The 18,192-nt window shown below is 61.8% G+C and carries 11 protein-coding genes; 9 read left to right on the forward strand and 2 right to left on the reverse strand.

The genetic code is table 11. From position 1 onward, the window contains the following. Positions 1-41: 41 nt before the first annotated feature. Together I2I01_RS05490 and I2I01_RS05495 are read right to left on the reverse strand one after the other, a co-directional pair. On the reverse strand, positions 42-1,586 hold the full coding sequence (locus tag I2I01_RS05490) for an MGH1-like glycoside hydrolase domain-containing protein (RefSeq protein ID WP_196285397.1): 1,545 nt from the start codon (positions 1,584-1,586) through the stop codon (positions 42-44). Between the two features lie 82 nt (positions 1,587-1,668). Next, positions 1,669-4,410, reverse strand: a complete 2,742-nt coding sequence (locus I2I01_RS05495) for an alpha-d-galacturonidase (protein WP_211537828.1) — start codon at positions 4,408-4,410, stop codon at positions 1,669-1,671. A 541-nt stretch (positions 4,411-4,951) separates the two neighbouring features. Between I2I01_RS05495 and I2I01_RS05500 the strand changes: the two genes are divergently transcribed. From I2I01_RS05500 to I2I01_RS05540, 9 genes are all read left to right on the forward strand, one after another. After that, positions 4,952-6,583: a pectate lyase family protein gene (locus I2I01_RS05500; protein WP_196285398.1), complete on the forward strand. Its 1,632-nt coding sequence runs from the start codon at positions 4,952-4,954 to the stop codon at positions 6,581-6,583. A 170-nt stretch (positions 6,584-6,753) separates the two neighbouring features. Then, positions 6,754-9,897 (forward strand): DUF6298 domain-containing protein, encoded by a 3,144-nt coding sequence (locus I2I01_RS05505; protein WP_196285399.1) that lies wholly within the window; start codon positions 6,754-6,756, stop codon positions 9,895-9,897. Between the two features lie 44 nt (positions 9,898-9,941). Continuing rightward, on the forward strand, positions 9,942-11,315 hold the full coding sequence (locus I2I01_RS05510) for a sialate O-acetylesterase (protein WP_211537829.1): 1,374 nt from the start codon (positions 9,942-9,944) through the stop codon (positions 11,313-11,315). 101 nt (positions 11,316-11,416) lie between these two features. Then, entirely contained in the window at positions 11,417-12,319 is a 903-nt protein-coding gene (locus tag I2I01_RS05515) for a sugar phosphate isomerase/epimerase family protein (RefSeq protein ID WP_196285400.1), read from the forward strand. Between the two features lie 92 nt (positions 12,320-12,411). Next, on the forward strand, positions 12,412-13,656 hold the full coding sequence (locus I2I01_RS05520) for a ribulose-bisphosphate carboxylase large subunit family protein (RefSeq protein ID WP_196285401.1): 1,245 nt from the start codon (positions 12,412-12,414) through the stop codon (positions 13,654-13,656). Continuing rightward, positions 13,653-14,999 carry a four-carbon acid sugar kinase family protein gene (locus tag I2I01_RS05525; protein ID WP_196285402.1) on the forward strand — a complete coding sequence of 449 codons (1,347 nt, stop codon included), beginning with the start codon at positions 13,653-13,655 and terminating at the stop codon, positions 14,997-14,999. Before I2I01_RS05520 ends, I2I01_RS05525 begins: the two co-directional genes overlap by 4 nt. Before the next feature lie 127 nt (positions 15,000-15,126). Continuing rightward, positions 15,127-15,789 carry an aspartate/glutamate racemase family protein gene (locus I2I01_RS05530; RefSeq protein ID WP_196285403.1) on the forward strand — a complete coding sequence of 221 codons (663 nt, stop codon included), beginning with the start codon at positions 15,127-15,129 and terminating at the stop codon, positions 15,787-15,789. A 65-nt stretch (positions 15,790-15,854) separates the two neighbouring features. Then, positions 15,855-17,180 carry a bile acid:sodium symporter family protein gene (locus I2I01_RS05535; protein WP_196285404.1) on the forward strand — a complete coding sequence of 442 codons (1,326 nt, stop codon included), beginning with the start codon at positions 15,855-15,857 and terminating at the stop codon, positions 17,178-17,180. 283 nt (positions 17,181-17,463) lie between these two features. Continuing rightward, positions 17,464-18,153 (forward strand): DUF3826 domain-containing protein, encoded by a 690-nt coding sequence (locus I2I01_RS05540; protein ID WP_196285405.1) that lies wholly within the window; start codon positions 17,464-17,466, stop codon positions 18,151-18,153. Positions 18,154-18,192: the final 39 nt, after the last annotated feature.

An 18,192-nucleotide genomic window follows, 5' to 3' on the forward strand; every position in this document is an offset into this window, starting at 1 on the left:
CCCCGAGCGAGATGCTTCGCTGCGCTGCGCATGACCAATTATTAACCGGGTAGCTTAGCCGTCACCCGCTTCAATTCACTGGCACGAACGATTTCCTTGCCATCGGCAAAAATGCGCAGGCCCTGGCCTTTGCCGTATTTCTGGCCGGTTTTATCCCAAATCACCGAAATCATGCGGCCGTGGTAGCGCACCTGGTCCAGGGCAAACCAATCCCACTTGCCAGCTGGCACCAGTGGCACCACCTCTACCACATTATCTGCCCGCGGCTTGAGGCCCACGAGACCGGTTATCACCAAGTCGGCGAAGCCGGAGTGGTTGTAGTAGCTGCTGCGCGGGTTGTCGCCTTTCAGCCACTCGCCGTTCTTTTCGTCCTGGTATTCACCCAGGTAGGGCACGCCGTTTTTCTGGTGCGAGAGGGCGTATTTGTGCAGCTCGTCGTAGTACACCTGCGCGCTCATGCCGTCCTGATGCTTGTATTCGGTGAGCAGGTTGGCCAGGCCTTTAAGCGTTTGCGTGGTGGCGTAGGGCCACACCGCGCCGTCCCACTCGCAGCCGTGGCCCGAGCCGTGGGTGCGGAAACCAGGGGCACGCCGCTCGGCCGTGGTCAGGCCCCAGGGTGCTTTGAAGCCCTGCTCGTCGGTGAGTTGCTCCCACTGCTTGGCATAAGTCGCCTTATCGGCCGGCAGCGAGAAGTACCAGGGAATGTAGCCCAGCTCCTCCCGCGCCTCGCAGAGGCCGCCCTTCTCGTACTGCACCTTGAAAAAGCTGGCTTTGGGGTCCCAAAGCACCTTTTGCACATCGGCGCGGAGCTGTTTGGCTTTGGCCGTGTACTTGCGTTCGAGGCTGTCGACTTTAGTAAGTTTGTACATGGCGGCCAGTGCTTTAGCGTTGCCGTACATGTAACTATTGATGGTGGGGCGGACGTTCTTTTCCTTGCGCCCGCCGCTGATGGACTCCTCCATGGCATCACGCACGTCGTACTGCCAAAACATCCCGTTGGGTAGCATCCGCTCCTTTTCCCACTGCCGGTAGTCGGCGTTGAGCGCGGGCAGCATTTCCTGCACAAACGCCTGGTTGTTATTCACCTGGTACAAGCCATACACCGCATCCTGCAGCCAGCTGCTGAAGCTGTGCAGCTTGGTGTTCACCTGTGGCTGCTTAGCCATCAGCCAGAAGCGCGTGTACTGGTCGATATACTGTGGGTCGTGCAGCCAGCGGCCTTCGTTGATATGGTGCCCCAGCGCGCTGCTGATAGTGTTATAGGGCCCGGCGTGCTTCATCGGCGTGATGAACTCCGTGAACACATAGCCGTCAGGCGTCTGCTTGAGGTGCTTGCGGAAGGTCCACCAGCGGTAATAATATGTCTCCTGAATGGCCGAATCGGGGCACTCGAACAGCGGCACCTCACGGGCCAGCCAGTCGGCCGCCTGTGCATTGGGCACGAAGTTGATGACGTCCTCCTTGTCCAGGGCATTGAAGCGGGCCACGCTGGCGCGCAGGTGCTCCGGCGTGAGCACGGGCTGCTGGGCGGCGGCCGGAACGGCGCTTAGCAGGCTGAGGGAAAGAAGCAGGCGGGTGGGTTTCATAGCAAGAAAGTAGCGTGGACTCTGCAAGTCCGCGTTAGTCAGGTTAAGAACGGCGCGGACGCGCAGAGTCCACGCTACATATTTATTCAAACAACCAATCCAGTTCGCCCACCTTGCGCACCCCTTCGCCCAGTCCGGCATCGTAGGTGCGCAGCGGCTGGCTGCCATCAATAAAGCCCAGCACCACGCAGGCCCCACGGGCCAGATTCAGCGTGTGCGTACCGGCTTTAAAGGAATAGGCGTGCACGTTCACCGGCGGCAGTCCTTCGATGGCAAGGGCATTGGTAATCTTGCTATCGGCCTGGCCGTAGTCGTTGGCGCTGGCGTCAATTTCCAGGATGGGAATGGGCAAATAGCGCGGGCTTTTCTGGTTGAAGAACCCAACCAGCAGCCGCACCGGCTTGGTAGTAGTGAAGCGGATTTCGGTGCCATGTGCCACCTGCTGCGCCTTGCCGAAACGCAGCCCCTGCAGCTTCGCCAGTTCCGGCGCGAGGGCCGTGATGCGCGCCGTGGTATCAGCAAAAACGGCCTGACCGCTGGCAATAGGGTAGGTATCGGATTTGCTCAGCAGCTTCACCGGGGCGTTGCGCAGCACCTCAATTTTGGGGGCGTCCACGTTGGTTTTAGCGGTTTTCAGCGAGTCGATGTGGTGCTGAAAAACGGCCAGCTCCTTTTGGTACACGGGCAGCATTTCCGCCCAGGTTTTGTAGGTACCGTCCACGCCGCGCATGGGGATTTTGCGCTGCGAAGTTTGCATGCTGTTGGCGTAGAGGTAGCTGTCCTTGGTGAGGTTCACCAGCTTCTGCCAGTGCGCTACGCTGCTTTGCAGCAGCGGCACTGCAGCCATCAGGTCCTGCACGTTGTGCGAGTACTTGTAGCGCAGCACCTGCAGGGCCGCGCGGGCCTTTTCGGCGTAGAAATTCGCCAGCTCATCCTGGCAGTACATGTCGTTTTTGACGCGGGCAAACTCGGCCTGATTTTGCTTGATAGCCGGTGCGGCGCGCTCGATGGCCGCAATGGCGGCTTTGCCATGCGCTACCACCTCATTGGCCACCTGCGGCGGGGTTTCGCCCACGTGCTTCTCTCCTTTCGCCTCCTTTTCAGCATACTCGATAATCATCTCGCCCTCCGGCGATTCCGACTCATACAACAGCGTAAACAAGCCGTAGCGCTTGGGGTCAATCAGCTGGTTCATCAACATGCCCAGCGTGAGCGTCTGCCGGTTGCCGTCGGTGATGCCGTAGCGGCGCAGCAGCTTGGGCTCGATTTCGCCAGCCTGCTCATAAGCCTCCAGAATGTGCTGGCCGGCCTGCTCGTCGCAGCCAAATTGGGCGGCCAGTTGCTGGCTCCAGTGCGCGACTTCGGCCGGGCGGGGGCGGTTGGCGCGCCAGGCGTAGCGGGCCCATTCGGCATACCACAGCCAGTCGCGGTCAACTTGTAGTTGGCGCCCGGCTACGTTGTCGGCCGTGTAGGGCCAGTCCCAGTAAGATGACTCAGGGTAGAGGTGCAAGCCGTTGGCACCGTAAATGTTATGCATGGCCTGCACCGATTTCTGAATAAAATCGGCCGAGCCGTAGCGGAACGGTTCCAGGTTGGCCAAAATGTGCACGTTTTCGATGTGCACCGAGTTCATCCCGCTCAGCTTGCGGTGCAGTTCGGCCCAGGAACCGCGTGGGGTGTAAGTCGTCAGCGCCTCGCCGTTGAATTTGGCCTCGGTGTAGAGGTTTTTGTAGAGCGGCAGCGCTTCGGTTATCACACGGGGCGCGTCGGTGTCGTGGGCCCGCAGCACGATGGGCGGCTGCTCGGTAGTGCCCAGGGCTTTGAGGCCGTCTTGCACGCCGGGGATGATGGTTTTCGTGAACCAGTCCACGTCGTCCTGGCCGGCGCCTTCCATGGCCTCGCCCAGCGCCACCATCAGGCCCACGTTGGGGTATTTCTCCACGAAGGCGGCGATGGACTTGCGCGTATAGTCGGCAATGAGCGGCACAATAGGCCGGGCCCGGTCCTGGGTTTTAATCTTATAATGCTCGGCGAAGGGCTTGGAGACAATGATGTTGTAAAACATCTGAATCACCCAGATACCGCGCTTGTCGGCCTCCTGCGTCAGGAAGCGGTACATCTCCTCATTCTTCTTGAAGGTGGCATCGTCTACCTCCACCGCAAACGGGTAGTCCTTCAGCCGCACCAGCGAGGCGAAGGGGTGACCGTTCCACAGGTAGAGCGAGTTGTAGCGGTTGGCCGCCATCATGTCCAGATACTTAATCCAGAGCGCCTTGTCGTAGAGCCAGGGGAAGGTTTCGGGCGTGTAGGGATACTCATACACGTTGCGGCCGGGCAGGTAGGTGGGCTTCTGCACGCCGATGCAGGTGCCGCGCAGCACCATTTCGGGCTGGTCGGTGAGGTGAATGTTCTCGCCGATTTTGCCTTGTGCTTTCACCTGCTCAGCCAGCTCCAGGCATCCGTAGAGCGCCCCAGAATTATCGGCCCCGCTGATGAGCAGGTTGTCATCCTTGGCCGAAGAAATGGCGAAACCTTCCTTGCCGGGTGCCTTTTCAGCAGCGGTGTGAAAAGTGGTATTTGCCTGCTGCACCAAGGCATCGGCCGCGCGGCCCACTACAATCAGGCCTTTAACTTTGGGCAGTTTGTCGGCCTGTTGAATCTGAACCTGATAGCCAGCTTTTTTCAGTGCCGCAGCCAGTTGGTCCGCGCCGTATTGCAGGCGGGCGTGGGCCGTTTTGGGCAGGAGAATGGTGCGGGTCTGGGCGGCGGCAGGCCGTTCTACCGGGTTGGTGGCCTGGGCTATCTGGCTAGGGCCCAGCAACAAACCAACCAGTAAGACAGCACTGCAAAAAAGCTGATTCCAGTACTTGCGGAGCACTGCTGATTGGCGGCAAGAAGAAGCGAAATGGACGAATGGCATCAGGTCAAAATTATCGGGCGCCTGGGCTAATTCTGTGTACCATGTTCGCCGGCTCTTGTAGCATGTTGCCATCGCCAAAGCAGCCTTTACACAATCGATAAATCTGCTGCGTAAGCGGCTTTCGCCACGGCAGAAACTGGGCTTGGTGAGGCGTCACGAACGGCTGTTTCACAGGCAGACGCCAGCAATACCCTAGCACGCTCGAAGGCTTTCTCAGTAGCTAAAACCCTCTTCCTGTTGTTTTGAACTGAACAATGAATGCGCCTCGTTGACGATAAACATATCGAGCAGCAGCGTGCGGGTGAGTATTTACTTATCAACGCCAAACGCCCACCCGCCTTCTCTGGGCGAATGCTAACATCCTACACAGGGTCGAGAAAATGGTATAGGTGCCGGCGGTTTTTACCCTGTTATTTCGCTTCATCCAAACTCCCCCACCCCGCTCATGAACAAACCGCTTGCTTCGCTTAGCGCCTTAGGCCTCTTTTTCTCCACGCAATTCGCGGCCCACGCCCAGTACCCCAAGATTCCGCAGGACGTGCAGAAGGCCAGCGAGGCTATGATGAAGGACGCCTACCGGCAGTCCGAAATTGCCTGGAACAAGGCCTACCCCATCATTCAGAAGGAGCAGCGCGAGGGCAAGCCTTACATTCCGTGGGCGGCCCGTCCCATTGATTTGCCGCAGGCCAGCATCCCGGCGTTTCCGGGTGCGGAGGGCGGCGGAGCCTACACCTACGGTGGGCGCGGCGGCCGCGTGATTGTGGTGACCAGCCTGGCCGATAGCGGCCCCGGCAGCCTGCGCGAGGCATGCGAGCAGGGCGGCGCCCGCATCATCGTATTCAACGTGGCCGGCATCATCCGCCTCAAAACGCCGCTCATGATTCGGGCCCCCTACATCACCATCGAGGGCCAGAGCGCCCCCGGCGACGGCATCTGCGTGGCCGGCGAGTCGGTGTGGCTGAACACGCACGACGTGCTGATTCGCTTCATGCGCTTCCGCCGCGGCGAGACGAATGTGGGCCGGCGCGACGACTCCATCGGCGGCAACCCGATTGGCAATATCATGATTGACCACGTCTCGGCGAGCTGGGGCCTGGATGAGAACATGTCGATGTACCGCCACATGTACAACGACAGCACCGGCATTCCAGAGCAAAAGCTGGGCACGGTAAACATCACCATCCAGAACTCTATCTTCTCCGAAGCGCTCGATACCTGGAACCACGCCTTTGGCAGCACGCTGGGCGGCGAGAACTGCACGTTCATGCGCAACCTGTGGGCCGACAACGCGGGCCGCAACCCGTCCATCGGCTGGAACGGCGTGTTCAACTTCGCCAACAATGTGATGTTTAACTGGGTGCACCGCTCCACCGACGGCGGCGACTACCGCGCCCTCTACAACATCATCAATAACTACTACAAGCCCGGCCCCCAAACGCCCAAGGACACGCCCATCGGCCACCGCATCCTGAAGCCTGAATCGGGCCGCAGCAAGCTGAAATACCAGGTGTACGGCCGCGCCTACGTGGCCGGCAACATCGTGGAAGGCTACCCCGAGGTGACCAAGGACAACTGGAACGGCGGCGTGCAGGTGGAGGAGCTGCCCAATGCCGGCAAGTACATGCCTGACATGAAGGTGGACAAGCCCCTGCCGATGCCGGAAATCACCATCATCCCGGCCGAGAAAGCCTACAGCTACGTGCTCGACAACGCCGGCGCCACCCTGCCCAAGCGCGACCCCGTCGACACCCGCGTGATTCAGCAGGTGCGCACCGGTAAAATCGACTACATCAAGAACATAAAGCTGCCCACCACGCAGTTTGAGCACCGCCGCCTACCGATTGATTCCTATAAAAACGGCATCATCACCGACCCCGTGCAGGTGGGCGGCTACCCCACCTACGCCGGCAAGCCCTACACCGACTCCGACAAGGACGGCATGCCCGACGACTACGAAAAGAAGAACGGCTTCGACCCCAAGAATGCGGCCGACGCAGCAGCCATTGCCAAAAACGGCTACGCCAACATTGAGAACTACCTCAATAGCCTGGTGGCACTGAATACGGTGAAGCCGTAGCCATTTTTTGATTTTCAGAACGTCATGCTGAGCGCAGCCGAAGCATCTATACTGCAATGGTAAAATGAAATGCATTGCGCGGTAGAGATGCTTCGACTGCGCTCAGCATGACGTTCTTGATTATTCGACTATCCTATTAAGCTGCTCTGAAAACACCCTTTTTCTTTCCAGTGCCCCACCCCACTCGCACCTTTTACTTCCTGCTCCTTTCCGGTCTGCTCGCCGCCGGCCCTGCCGCCGCGCAGAAGCCAGCGAAGCCCGTGCCTCCTCCCGGCCCTATCGAGTTCAAGGACGGCAAGCTGAGCTACGCGCCGGACTCGCTCGGCAACCGGGTGCCGGATTTTTCCTACGCCGGCTATCGGGCAGGCGAGGCAGCCATTCCCACCGCCACCATCAAGGTGACGGTGCCGGTGAAGGCCGGCGATGCCACGGCGCGCATTCAGTCGGCGCTGGATTATGTAGCGGGTTTGCCGCTGGGCAAAGACGGGCTGCGCGGCGCGGTGCTGCTGGAAAATGGGACGTATGAAGTGGCGGGGCGCCTATTCATCCGTGCGTCGGGCGTGGTACTGCGCGGCAGCGGCATGGGCGACGGCGGCACCGTTGTTGTCGGCACGGGCGTGAGCCGCGACCACCTGCTGACTGTGGGCGGGCACAACGACCGCAAGTTTGAAACCGCCGTCGCTGTCGCTGACAAGTACGTGCCGGTGAATGCCCGCAGCATCAAAGTTGACAATGCCAGCGCCTTCAAGGTGGGGGACCGGGTGCAGGTACGACGGCCCAGCACAGCGGCCTGGGTGCATAAGCTGGGCATGGAAACCTTCGGTGGCGGTCTGTCATCGCTGGGCTGGAAACCCGGCCAGCGCGACCTGGCCTGGGACCGGCAGGTGGTGGCTGTGGATGCCAACGGCATCACGCTGGACGCCCCCATCACCACTGCGCTCGACCAAGCCTACGGCGGCGGCACCGTGGCTCGCTACATCTGGCCCGGCCTGGTTACACAGGTGGGCGTAGAAAATCTGCGGCTGGAATCGACCTTCGACGCGGCCAACCCCAAGGATGAAAACCACCGCTGGGTGGCCATTGACATTGAAAACGCGCAGGATGCCTGGGTGCGGCAGGTGAGTTTCCGGCACTTCGCCGGCTCGGCCGTGCTGGCGCAGGCCACCGCGCGCCGCCTGACGGTGGAGGATTGTATTTCGACCGCGCCGGTGTCGGAAATCGGCAACGAGCGGCGCAATACCTTCTACACGCTGGGCTCGCAGACGCTTTTTCAACGGTTGTATGCTGAGAATGGCTACCATGATTTCGCGCTGGGCTTCTGCGCGGCTGGTCCCAATGCCTTCGTGCAGTGCGACGCCGAGCAGGCATTGAGCTTTAGCGGAGGTGTGGACAGCTGGGCCTCGGGCGTGCTGTTTGACATCATCAAGGAATATGGCCAGGCCCTACGCTTCGGCAACCGCGAGCAGGACGGGCAGGGCGCCGGCTGGACCGTGGCCAACAGCGTGTTTTGGCAATGCACCGCCTCCCGCATGGACTGCTACCGCCCGCCCACGGCCCAGAACTGGGCCTTTGGCACCTGGGCGCAGTTTGCCGGCAACGGCTACTGGGACCAATCCAACGAAAACATCAACCCGCGTAGCCTCTACTACGCGCAGCTGCAGGAGCGGCTGGGCGACGCCGTAAAGGCCCGCGCCATCCTGCTGCCCGTGCCTACTGAGGCCAGCAGCAGCCCCAAAGTGGCCGTAGCCCAGGAGCTGACGCGCCTATCGGTGAACCCCGCTCCTACCGTGCTGGAACTGGTGAAGGCCGCGCCCACGCGTCAGCCTATTTCGGTTCAAAACTCAGCCCCGAGCATTGACAAGCTGAAGCTGAAAATCGCCCCGGCGCCCACTTACGCGGCTCCGCTGCACGTAGCGCAGGGCGTGCTAACGCGCGGCAACTCCCTGGTGCTGGGCCGCCGCCAGGAAGTACCGTGGTGGAACGGCAGCGCCCGCCCCTACGGCCTGCTCAACCCCAAGCCGCACATCACGCGCTTCGTGCCGGGCCAGATTGGCCGTGGCCTGACCGATGATTTGCAGGAAATGACCGACTCGATGCGGGCGCAAAACGTGGTGATGCTGCACCACAACTACGGCCTGTGGTACGAGCGTCGGCGCGACGACCACGAGCGTATCCGTCGCATGGACGGCGAGGTATGGGCGCCGTTCTACGAGCTGCCCTTCGCCCGCAGCGGCAAGGAATTGGCCTGGGACGGCCTCAGCCGCTACGACCTCACCAAGTATAACGCCTGGTACTGGAGCCGCCTGCACCAGTTTGCCGACTTAGCCGACCAAAAAGGCCTCGTGCTGCTCCACCAGCATTATTTCCAGCACAACATCATCGAGGCCGGCGCGCACTATGCCGACTTCCCCTGGCGCCCGGTAAACAACGTGAACAACACGGGCTTCCCGGAGCCGCCGCCCTACGCCGGCGACAAACGCATCTTCATGGCCGAGCAGTTCTACGACGTGACCGATGCCACGCGTCGGCCGCTGCACCGCGCCTACATCCGCCAGTGCCTCGACAATTTTAAGGGCCAAACCGGCGTCATTCACTCCATCGGGTTTGAGTTCACCGGGCCACTGGCTTTCGTGCAGTTCTGGCTCGACACCATAAAGGAGTGGGAAGCTGAAACCGGTCAGCACCCCACCATCGCTCTGAGCACCACCAAGGACGTGCAGGACGCCATTCTGGCCGATGCGGCGCGAGCCAAAGTGGTCGATGTCATCGACATCAACTACTGGCACTACCAGTTCAACGGCCAGGCCTACGCCCCGGCCGGCGGCCAGAACCTGGCCCCGCGCCAGCACGCCCGCCTCACGCCGCCCAAGCGCAGTTCGTTCGAGCAGGTGTACCGGGCCGTGCGCGAGTACCGCCAGCAATTCCCCGACAAAGCCGTGCTCTACTCCGCTGATGGCTACGACGCCTTTGGCTGGGCCGTGCTGCTGGCCGGCGGCTCGATGGCCAGCCTGCCCCGCGTGGCCGATGCCGGTTTTGCATCGGCAGTGGCCGGGATGAAGCCGGTGGAGTTGCCCGGTAAGCCAACTGACCAGTGGACCATGAGCGACGGCAAAACCGGTCTGCTGTTGTACCGTGACGGCCAGTCGCCGGTGCAGGTGGATTTGTCGGGGATGAGCGGCACGTTTGCCGTGCGGCGCATCAACCCCAAAACTGGGCAGTTTACGGGCGCAACAGAATCGGTGAAGGGCGGCAAGTCGCTGACGTTAAGTAGCGCTGGTAGCGGCGCGGAGGTTATTTGGCTGGCCAAGAAATGATGGAAAAGCGCAGGCTTATCGGGCGATTATTGTTACTGCTAGGGATGGCACTGCCCTCCCACGCTACCATCACGCTGCCGCGCATTCTCGGGCACGACATGGTGCTGCAGCGCGAGAAGCCCGTTCCCATCTGGGGCACGGCCGCACCGGGCGAAGCGGTGACAGTGCAGTTTGCCGGGCAGCACCCGAGCACCAAGGCCGATGCCGCTGGCAAGTGGCAGGTGCTGCTGAAGCCGCTCAAAGCCTCGGCCACGCCGGCCGAGCTGGTCGTCAGCGGCAGCAATACCATCCGGCTGCGCAATATTTTGGTGGGCGAAGTGTGGGTGTGCTCGGGCCAGTCGAACATGGAGTACACCATGCGCAAAAACAGCAAGGTGACGCGCCCCAACGTGCCCGGCCCCAATCCGGTAGACGAGCTGAATGTGGCCCACAACCCCGCCATCCGCATTTTCCTGGTCAACCGCAAAACGCTGTCCAAGCCCGATACCCTGCACCACGACTGGGCCGTGGCCCAGGACTCGGCCCTGCGCTCATTCTCGGCAGCGGCTTATTTCTTCGCCAAAGAGCTGAACCAACGCCTCCACGTGCCGGTGGGCATGGTATCCTCGGCCGTGCCGGGTAGCCGAATCGAGCCCTGGATTTCGGAAGAGGCTTTTGCCCGGGACCCGGCCTTTGCGGGCAAGAAAGTAGACGGCGACCCGGGCAAGTTCTGGGAGACAATGGTGAAGCCGTTGGCGCCGCTGGCAGCCCGTGGTTTTCTCTGGTACCAGGGCGAAAGCAACTGCTTCCTGGCCGAAACGACGACGTACACTCAGAAAATGCGCACCCTCATCAGCAGCTGGCGCGCGGCCTGGGGCGACTCAGCGATGCCATTCTACTACGTGTCGCTGGCTCCGTTCAAATATTCCGATACCCACGACAAAGTAGTGCTGACGCGCGAAACCTTGCCGCTGTTCCGCGAGGCGCAGGCGGCGGTGCTGCAAGTGCCGCACACCGGCATGATAGAAACCACCGACCTGGCCCACACCGAAGGCGGCATTCACCCCGGCTTCAAGTGGGAAATCGGGCGGCGGTTGGCCTTGCTGGCGTTGGCCAATACCTACAAAATGCCCGGCGTGGTGGCCAAAGGGCCGGTTTTCCGCAGCCTGAAAGTGAAGGGCGACGTAGCCACCGTTTCGTTTGCCTCGGCCGCGCCGCTGGTCAGCAAAGACGGCAAGCCGCTGACGGACTTTACCATTGCCGGAGCCGACGGCGTGTTTGTGCCTGCACAGGCGAGCATCCAGGGTTCGCAGGTGCTGGTATCGGCGCCGGGCGTGAAGCAACCGAAGGCCGTGCGCTTCGGCTGGGATGAGGTGGCGCAGCCGAATCTGTTTTCGGAGGCCGGGCTGCCGGCCCGTCCCTTTCGCTCCGACCAATGAAAATGTAGGGGCGAAATCTGTCCCTACCCACACGTTCGCGCCACAATAACGAATTCGTTCAACAACGGACGGGGGCAGGCCCCGCCCCTGCCCCTCTCCCCATGAGCCAGTCTATTTCCCGCCGCGATTTTCTATCCGCCAGCGCCCTGCTCACAGGCGGCCTGCTTCTGCCCGGCTGGGCCAGCGCCCTTGCGCCCGCCAAAAAGAAACTGACCTACAAAGTGGCGGTGGTTGACTTGATGATTCTGAAGCGGCAGAAGCTGGGCGCGCTGCAACTCACCAAGGACATCGGGGCCGACGGGGTGGAAATCGACATGGGCGGCCTGGGCCAGCGCGAAACCTTCGACAACCAGCTCGCCAAGCCCGAAATCCGCCAGCAGTTCATCGACAAGGCCAAGGAACTGAACCTGGAAATCTGCTCGCTGGCCATGACCGGCTTCTACGCCCAGTCCTTCGCTACGCGCCCCACCTACCAACGCATGATTCAGGACTGCCTCGACACCATGAAGGCCCTGAACGTGAAGGTGGCCTTCCTGCCCCTCGGCACCCAAGGAGACCTGCGTAAGAACCCGGAGCTGCGCCCCGCCATTGTAGAGCGGCTGAAGGTGGTGGGCGAAATGGCGAAGAAAGCAGGCGTAATCGTCGGCATCGAAACTGCACTGGATGCCAAGGGTGAGGTAGAACTGTTAAAGGAAATCGGCTCAAAAAACATCCAGATTTATTTCAACTTCTCGAACCCGCTCAAGGAAGGCCGTGACCTGAACGAGGAGCTGCGCATCCTGGGCCGCAAGCGCATCTGCCAGATGCACGCGACCGACGAGGACGGCGTGTGGCTGCAAAACAACACGCGCCTGGATATGAACAAAGTGAAGCAAACCCTGGCCGACATGGGCTGGGAAGGCTGGCTGGTGATTGAACGCTCGCGCGATGCCGCCGACCCGCGCAACGTGAAGAAGAATTTCGGGGCCAATACGGCCTATTTGAAGTCAATTTTTCAAGGGTAATGTAGCGTGGCCTCTGCGAGTCCGCGCCTGCCCGAACCTACCAATTGAACGCCCATGCGCGGACTCGCAGAGTCCACGCTACACCCCACTACATGGAACGCATTACCGCTACCTACTACATCGAAACCCCCTTCCGCCCCGAAGACGCGGCCGCCGTGCTGGCCGGCGAGCAGTCGTCGGGCACCTTCGTGGCCGTACCGGGCGAAACCGCGGAGCTCAAGCAGCGTTTCGCGGCCCGCGTAGAGTCGGTGGAGGAGCTAGAGACGGTGCGCGAACCGGCCATTCCGGGTGCCACGAGCAGCAGCGGACTGTATCATCGGGCGCGGGTGCGGGTGTCGTGGTCCGTGGAGAACTTTGGCTACAACCTACCGCTGCTCGTGTCCACGCTGCAGGGCAATCTGTATGAAATCCGGCAGTTCACGGGGCTGAAGCTGATGGACCTTGACGTGCCGGCTTCGTATGCGCAGCACTTTGCCGGCCCGGCGTTCGGCGTGGCCGGCTGCCGGGCGCTGACCGGTGTGCAGGGCCGGCCGCTCATCGGCACCATCATCAAGCCCAGCATCGGCCTCACACCCGAGCAAACGGCCGGGCTGGTGCAGACGCTGGCCGAGGCTGGTATCGACTTTGTGAAGGACGACGAGCTGCAGATGGCCGCCGCCAACTCGCCTTTTGAGGCCCGCGTGGATGCCGTGATGGCCGTCATCAACCGCCATGCCGACCGCACCGGCAAGAAGGTGATGTATGCTTTCAACATCAGCGGGGAAGTGGACGAAATGCTGCGTCGGTACGAATACGTGGTGCGCGCCGGCGGCACCTGCGCTATGGTGAGCATCAACAGCGTGGGCCTGGCCGGCACCCGCAAAATCTGCGACCAAGGGGCCCTAGCTATCCACGGCCACCGCAACGGATGGGGCATGCTCACGCGCCACCCGCTGCTGGGCATCGATTTTCGCGCCTACCAGAAGCTGTGGCGGCTGGCGGGCGTCGACCAGCTGCACGTCAACGGCATCCAAAACAAGTTCTGGGAATCGGACGACAGCGTGGTGGCCTCCATCGAAGCCTGCCAGACGCCGTTGCTCGGTGGCTATTCAGTGCTGCCGGTGGTGTCTTCGGGCCAGTGGGGCGGGCAGGCGTTTGAGACTTACCGCCGCACCCGCACCACCGACTTGCTCTACATGGCCGGCGGCGGCATCCTGGCCCACCCCATGGGCCCGGCGGCCGGCGTGCAGGCCCTACAGCAAGCCTGGCAAGGCGCTGTGGACGGCCGCAGCTTGGCCGAAACCGCCACGCTACATCCGGAATTTGCCGCAGCGGTTGAAAAGTTCGGCGGCAAATGAACAGGCAGCTACTCCTAGCCTACTACGGTGACGACTTCACCGGCAGCACCGACGCGCTTGAGTTCCTGAGCCGCGCCGGGGCGCGCACGGCCCTGTTCATCGAGCCGCCCACCGCCACGCAGCTCGCCGCCTATCCCCGCCTCGATGCCATCGGCGTAGCCGGCCTCACCCGCGCCATGCGGCCCGATGCGATGCAGACGGTTTTAGAACCGGCTTTTGCCCGGTTGCGGGAGCTGCAGCCGCGGCACGTGCATTATAAGGTGTGCTCAACGTTCGATTCGTCGCCTACTATTGGCAGCATCGGGCGGGCCATTGAGGTGGGGCGTCGGGTGTTTCCCAATGCTTTTATACCGCTGCTGGTGGCTGCGCCGCCGCTGGGCCGCTACTGCGCCTTCGGCAACCTCTTTGCGCGCCTGGGCATCGGCAGCGAGGGCGGCATCTTCCGCCTCGACCGGCATCCGTCGATGAGCCAACACCCCACCACCCCCGCCGACGAAAGCGACCTGCGCCTGCACCTGGCCCGGCAGACCAGCCTCCAAACCGGTTTGCTCGACATTCTGCAAATCGCCCGGCCGCTGGCTGAAATGCAGGAATCCCTGGCCGCTCAGGTGCAGGCTGGAGCCGAAATCATTTTGTTCGATGCGCTTTACGAGGAGCAGCTTCTTGGCATTGGGGCCGCCGTCGACAGCGCCGCTACCGAATCGAAGCCGCTGTTTTCCGTGGGTTCTTCCGGCATCGAAATGGCACTGGGGCGGCTATGGGCGCAGCGCGGCACGCTGCAACCTGTAAGCGAGTGGCCCGCACCCGGCCGTGCCGCACCGTTGCTGGTAGTGTCGGGCAGCTGCTCGCCGGTCACGGCTGGCCAGGTGGCCTGGGCCCGGGCCAACGGCTTTGCCGAAGTCGTGCTTGACGCGCATCAACTGGCTGCTTCGACCGAAACTGATGTCTCCTCTGCCCTCTTGCACTACCAGCAGCAAGTCATCGGCTACCTCCGGCAAAATCAAAGCGTCATCGTCCACACCAATGGCGGCGCGGCGGGCGCAGGCCAAAGCCTCCCGGCCGAAACGCTGGGTACCGCCCTCGGCCTCATCGCCCGCACAGCCGTGCAGCAAACCGGCGTGCGCCGCGTGGTGGTGGCCGGCGGCGACACCTCCAGCTACGCTGCCCGCGCCATGGGCATCGAAGCAGTAGAAATGCTAGCCCCCTTCTACCCCGGTGCGCCGCTGTGCCGCGCGTCGGCCCCGGATTCACCTCTGCACGGCGTCGAAGTCAATTTCAAAGGCGGCCAAGTGGGCGCTCCGGGGTACTTCGGCGTGCTGCTCGAAGGCCGGATGCCCGAATAAGTATTAATGGCGTGTCATGCAGAGCGCAGCGAAGCATCTCGCTTGATTAACTAATTAGTTGTGCCCCAGCGAAATGCTTCGATATGCTCTGCATGACGGCTGTTCAAACCTAGCAACCCATTCTAATATGCCCGCCAAAACCCTCGCCCTCGTCCACACCTCCGCTACGCTGGTGCCCGTGTTCCAACAGCTTTGCGCCGAGTACCTGCCCGGCGTGCAAACCTTCAACATCGTCGACGACAGCCTGGTGCGCACCATCAACCGCGAGGGCTCACTCACGCCCGCCGTGGCCCGGCGCGTGGTAGGCTACGTGAATTCGGCCGAGGCAGGCGGGGCCGATTATGTACTGGTCACTTGCTCGTCCATTGGCGCGGCGGTGGAGCAGGCCGCCGGCCTGGCCGGGGTACCCGTGCTGCGCGTCGACCAGCCCATGGCCGACGAAGCTGTGCGCACCGGCCGGCGCATCGGCGTTATTGCCACGCTGCCCACCACCCTTGGCCCTACTGCTGACCTGGTGCAGCGCCGCGCCGCCCTGGCCGGCCGCGAAATCGAATTGACCTCTGTGCTCTGCGAAGGCGCTTTCGAGGCCCTGATGAGCGGCGATGGCGCGAAGCACGACGCCATCGTAGCCGCCGCGCTGAAGGAATTGGTAACGAAAGTGGATGTGGTGGTGCTGGCCCAGGCCAGCATGGCGCGGGTGGTCGATGCGCTGGATGCAGCCGACCGCATCGTGCCCATTCTGGCCAGCCCTGGCATCGCCATCAAGCAGTTGGCAACGGAGCTGCTGTAGGGGCCGGCTTGCCCCGCCTAAATCTTTGAATGGTCCCGCCAACCCCAATCCTTTCGCCGCGCCCCATGAACCGCCTTTTCCAACTCTGCTTGCTTGTTGCCGGCCTCGCGGGCGTGGTACTTCTAATAGGTATCAGCCAACATAATGCTGCCCTGTGGCAGCCGGCGGCAGTAGTAGCAGTGGTGGGCCTGGCGCTGGGCTTGAAAGCCGTGCCTCTGTTGCGCAGCTACCAGTACACGGCATGGATTATTGTGGCGGTGGTGGCCGGCCTGGTGTACCCGGGCGCCTTCAAGCAGTGGGGCGGCGTGGACCTGCGCCACAAATGGCTGATTCTGGCGGTGGTGCAGCTGGTGATGTTCGGCATGGGCATTCAGATGAGCATTCGGGACTTCTCGGGGCTGGGCAGCACGGGCAAGGGCGTGCTCATCGGCCTGCTGTGCCACTTTTCAGTGATGCCGCTCATGGGGCTGCTGCTCACCCGGGTGTTTCACTTCGAGCCGGAAATTGCGGCCGGCATCATCCTCATCGGCTCCTGCTCCAGCGGGCTGGCCTCGAATGTGATGGTGTATTTGGCGCGGGCCAACATGGTGCTCTCGGTGGTCGTGACGGCCATGGCCACGCTGGCGGCGCCGTTTCTCACGCCGCTCCTGCTCAAGCTGCTGGCGGGCACGCTCATCGAGGTGAAGTTTGTGAGCATGATGATGGAAATCATCAAAATCGTGCTGGTGCCCATCATGGCCGCGCTGCTGCACGATTATCTGAAAACCGCGCCGCCGCAGGGCCGGCGCGTGGTGGGCCTGCTGGCTGGGGCCGGCGCACTATGGCTGGTGGCGCTGCCGCTGGGCTTGTGGGCTTTTTTGGAGCGCCGTGTCAGCAGCCCCGAGTTGCTGCAGGCGCTGGAGATTCTCAGCTTCCTGGTGGCGGCCGTGGTGGTGGGCGTGCTGTATCATCAAGCAGCTAAGAAGCTGCCCCGAATAGATGCCGTAATGCCCTACCTGTCCATGTTCGGCATCATCTACTTCACGGCCGTAACCACGGCTGCCGGGCACGACAACCTGCTGCGCGTGGGCTTCCTGCTGTTCCTGGCTTCGGTGTTGCACAACGCGGCGGGGTATTTCTTTGGCTATTGGCTGAGCCGGCTGTTCGGGCTCGACGTGAATTCGGCCCGCACGGTGGCTTTCGAAGTGGGCTTGCAAAACGGCGGCATGGCCTCGGGGCTGGCCGGCAGCATGGGCAAGCTGGGCACGGTAGGGCTGCCGGCGGCGGTGTTCAGCCCGTGGATGAATATTTCGGGTTCTATCCTGGCCAATTACTGGCGCAAACGGCCGGTGATGACGCCCTCACTTACGGCCGCTCCTATATATAGCCCGCTAGCTGTACCCGAAGCATAGGGAATTTTGCGCGCTGATTATACGATATACAAAAAAAGTCCGGGAACGATTGCGTGGCGTTTTTGGGCCATTTAAGGGCTTTTACACACCCGGTCGGGCTCTCTGGCGAGCCGGCCAAAACCACCTTCACGATACTGGAGAGGCACTTTTTGCCGAAATTGGAAGTTGGCTTAATCAAAACTTCATACTCATGATAATATCGTACAATAAGTTAGTTAAAAGTTACAGTACGGGCCTTCAAAACACGGGTAACTTGCTCCTATTCTAGCACTACCCGTGAAACATGAATAAATCATTGCTAAGCCTGTTTTTAACAGGTTTGCTTATTGCAACTACTGCCAGTCAGGCCTCGGCCCAGGCGCCCGCGCCCACCGAAACCAAAGAGGCTGCCTACACCCGCACCATCACGGAGCGCGCGGCCAAGATTGTGGGCAAGATTGACGGTTTGAAAGCCAAAGACTCGGTGCAGGTACGCGACGTCATCGCCGACCAGTACCGCGCTCTGAACGACATCTACGAGCAGCAGAAGTCCCGCAAGGCCGCCCTCAAAGCCCAGCCCCAGACCGACGCCACCAAGGCCGCCCTGGCCCAGGTAGAAACCGAAACCACCGCCGCCCTCGACAAGCTGCACCCGCAGTTCCTCAAAAAGCTGAGCCGCCGCCTCACCCCGGCCCAGGTAGAACAGGTGAAAGACGGCATGACCTACGGCGTGCTGCCCCTCACCATGAATGCCTACAACGACATGCTGCCCAACCTCACGAAGGAGCAGCGTGCTCAGATGCTGGCCTGGCTGACCGAGGCCCGCGAGCACGCCATGGACGGCGGCACCTCGGAGCAGAAGCACGCTTGGTTCGGCAAATACAAGGGCCGCATCAACAACTACCTCTCGGCCGCTGGCATCGACATGAAACAGGCCGGCATCGACTGGCAGGCTCGCATCGCGGCCCGCAAAGCCGCCGGCACCGCGCAATAATCCATCAACACCCTTTTTCTCAGTTTAACCCACCAAACT

The organism is Hymenobacter properus, from assembly GCF_015694735.1.
GTDB lineage: Bacteria > Bacteroidota > Bacteroidia > Cytophagales > Hymenobacteraceae > Hymenobacter > Hymenobacter properus.

Bases quoted from the DNA above. Each gene is read 5' to 3' on its own strand.
- I2I01_RS05490 (WP_196285397.1), bottom strand. From the start codon at position 1,586: ATGAAACCCACCCGCCTGCTTCTTTCCCTCAGCCTGCTAAGCGCCGTT.
- I2I01_RS05500 (WP_196285398.1), top strand. From the start codon at position 4,952: ATGAACAAACCGCTTGCTTCGCTTAGCGCCTTAGGCCTCTTTTTCTCC.
- I2I01_RS05510 (WP_211537829.1), top strand. From the start codon at position 9,942: ATGGCACTGCCCTCCCACGCTACCATCACGCTGCCGCGCATTCTCGGG.
- I2I01_RS05515 (WP_196285400.1), top strand. From the start codon at position 11,417: ATGAGCCAGTCTATTTCCCGCCGCGATTTTCTATCCGCCAGCGCCCTG.
- I2I01_RS05520 (WP_196285401.1), top strand. From the start codon at position 12,412: ATGGAACGCATTACCGCTACCTACTACATCGAAACCCCCTTCCGCCCC.
- I2I01_RS05525 (WP_196285402.1), top strand. From the start codon at position 13,653: ATGAACAGGCAGCTACTCCTAGCCTACTACGGTGACGACTTCACCGGC.
- I2I01_RS05530 (WP_196285403.1), top strand. From the start codon at position 15,127: ATGCCCGCCAAAACCCTCGCCCTCGTCCACACCTCCGCTACGCTGGTG.
- I2I01_RS05535 (WP_196285404.1), top strand. From the start codon at position 15,855: ATGAACCGCCTTTTCCAACTCTGCTTGCTTGTTGCCGGCCTCGCGGGC.
- I2I01_RS05540 (WP_196285405.1), top strand. From the start codon at position 17,464: ATGAATAAATCATTGCTAAGCCTGTTTTTAACAGGTTTGCTTATTGCA.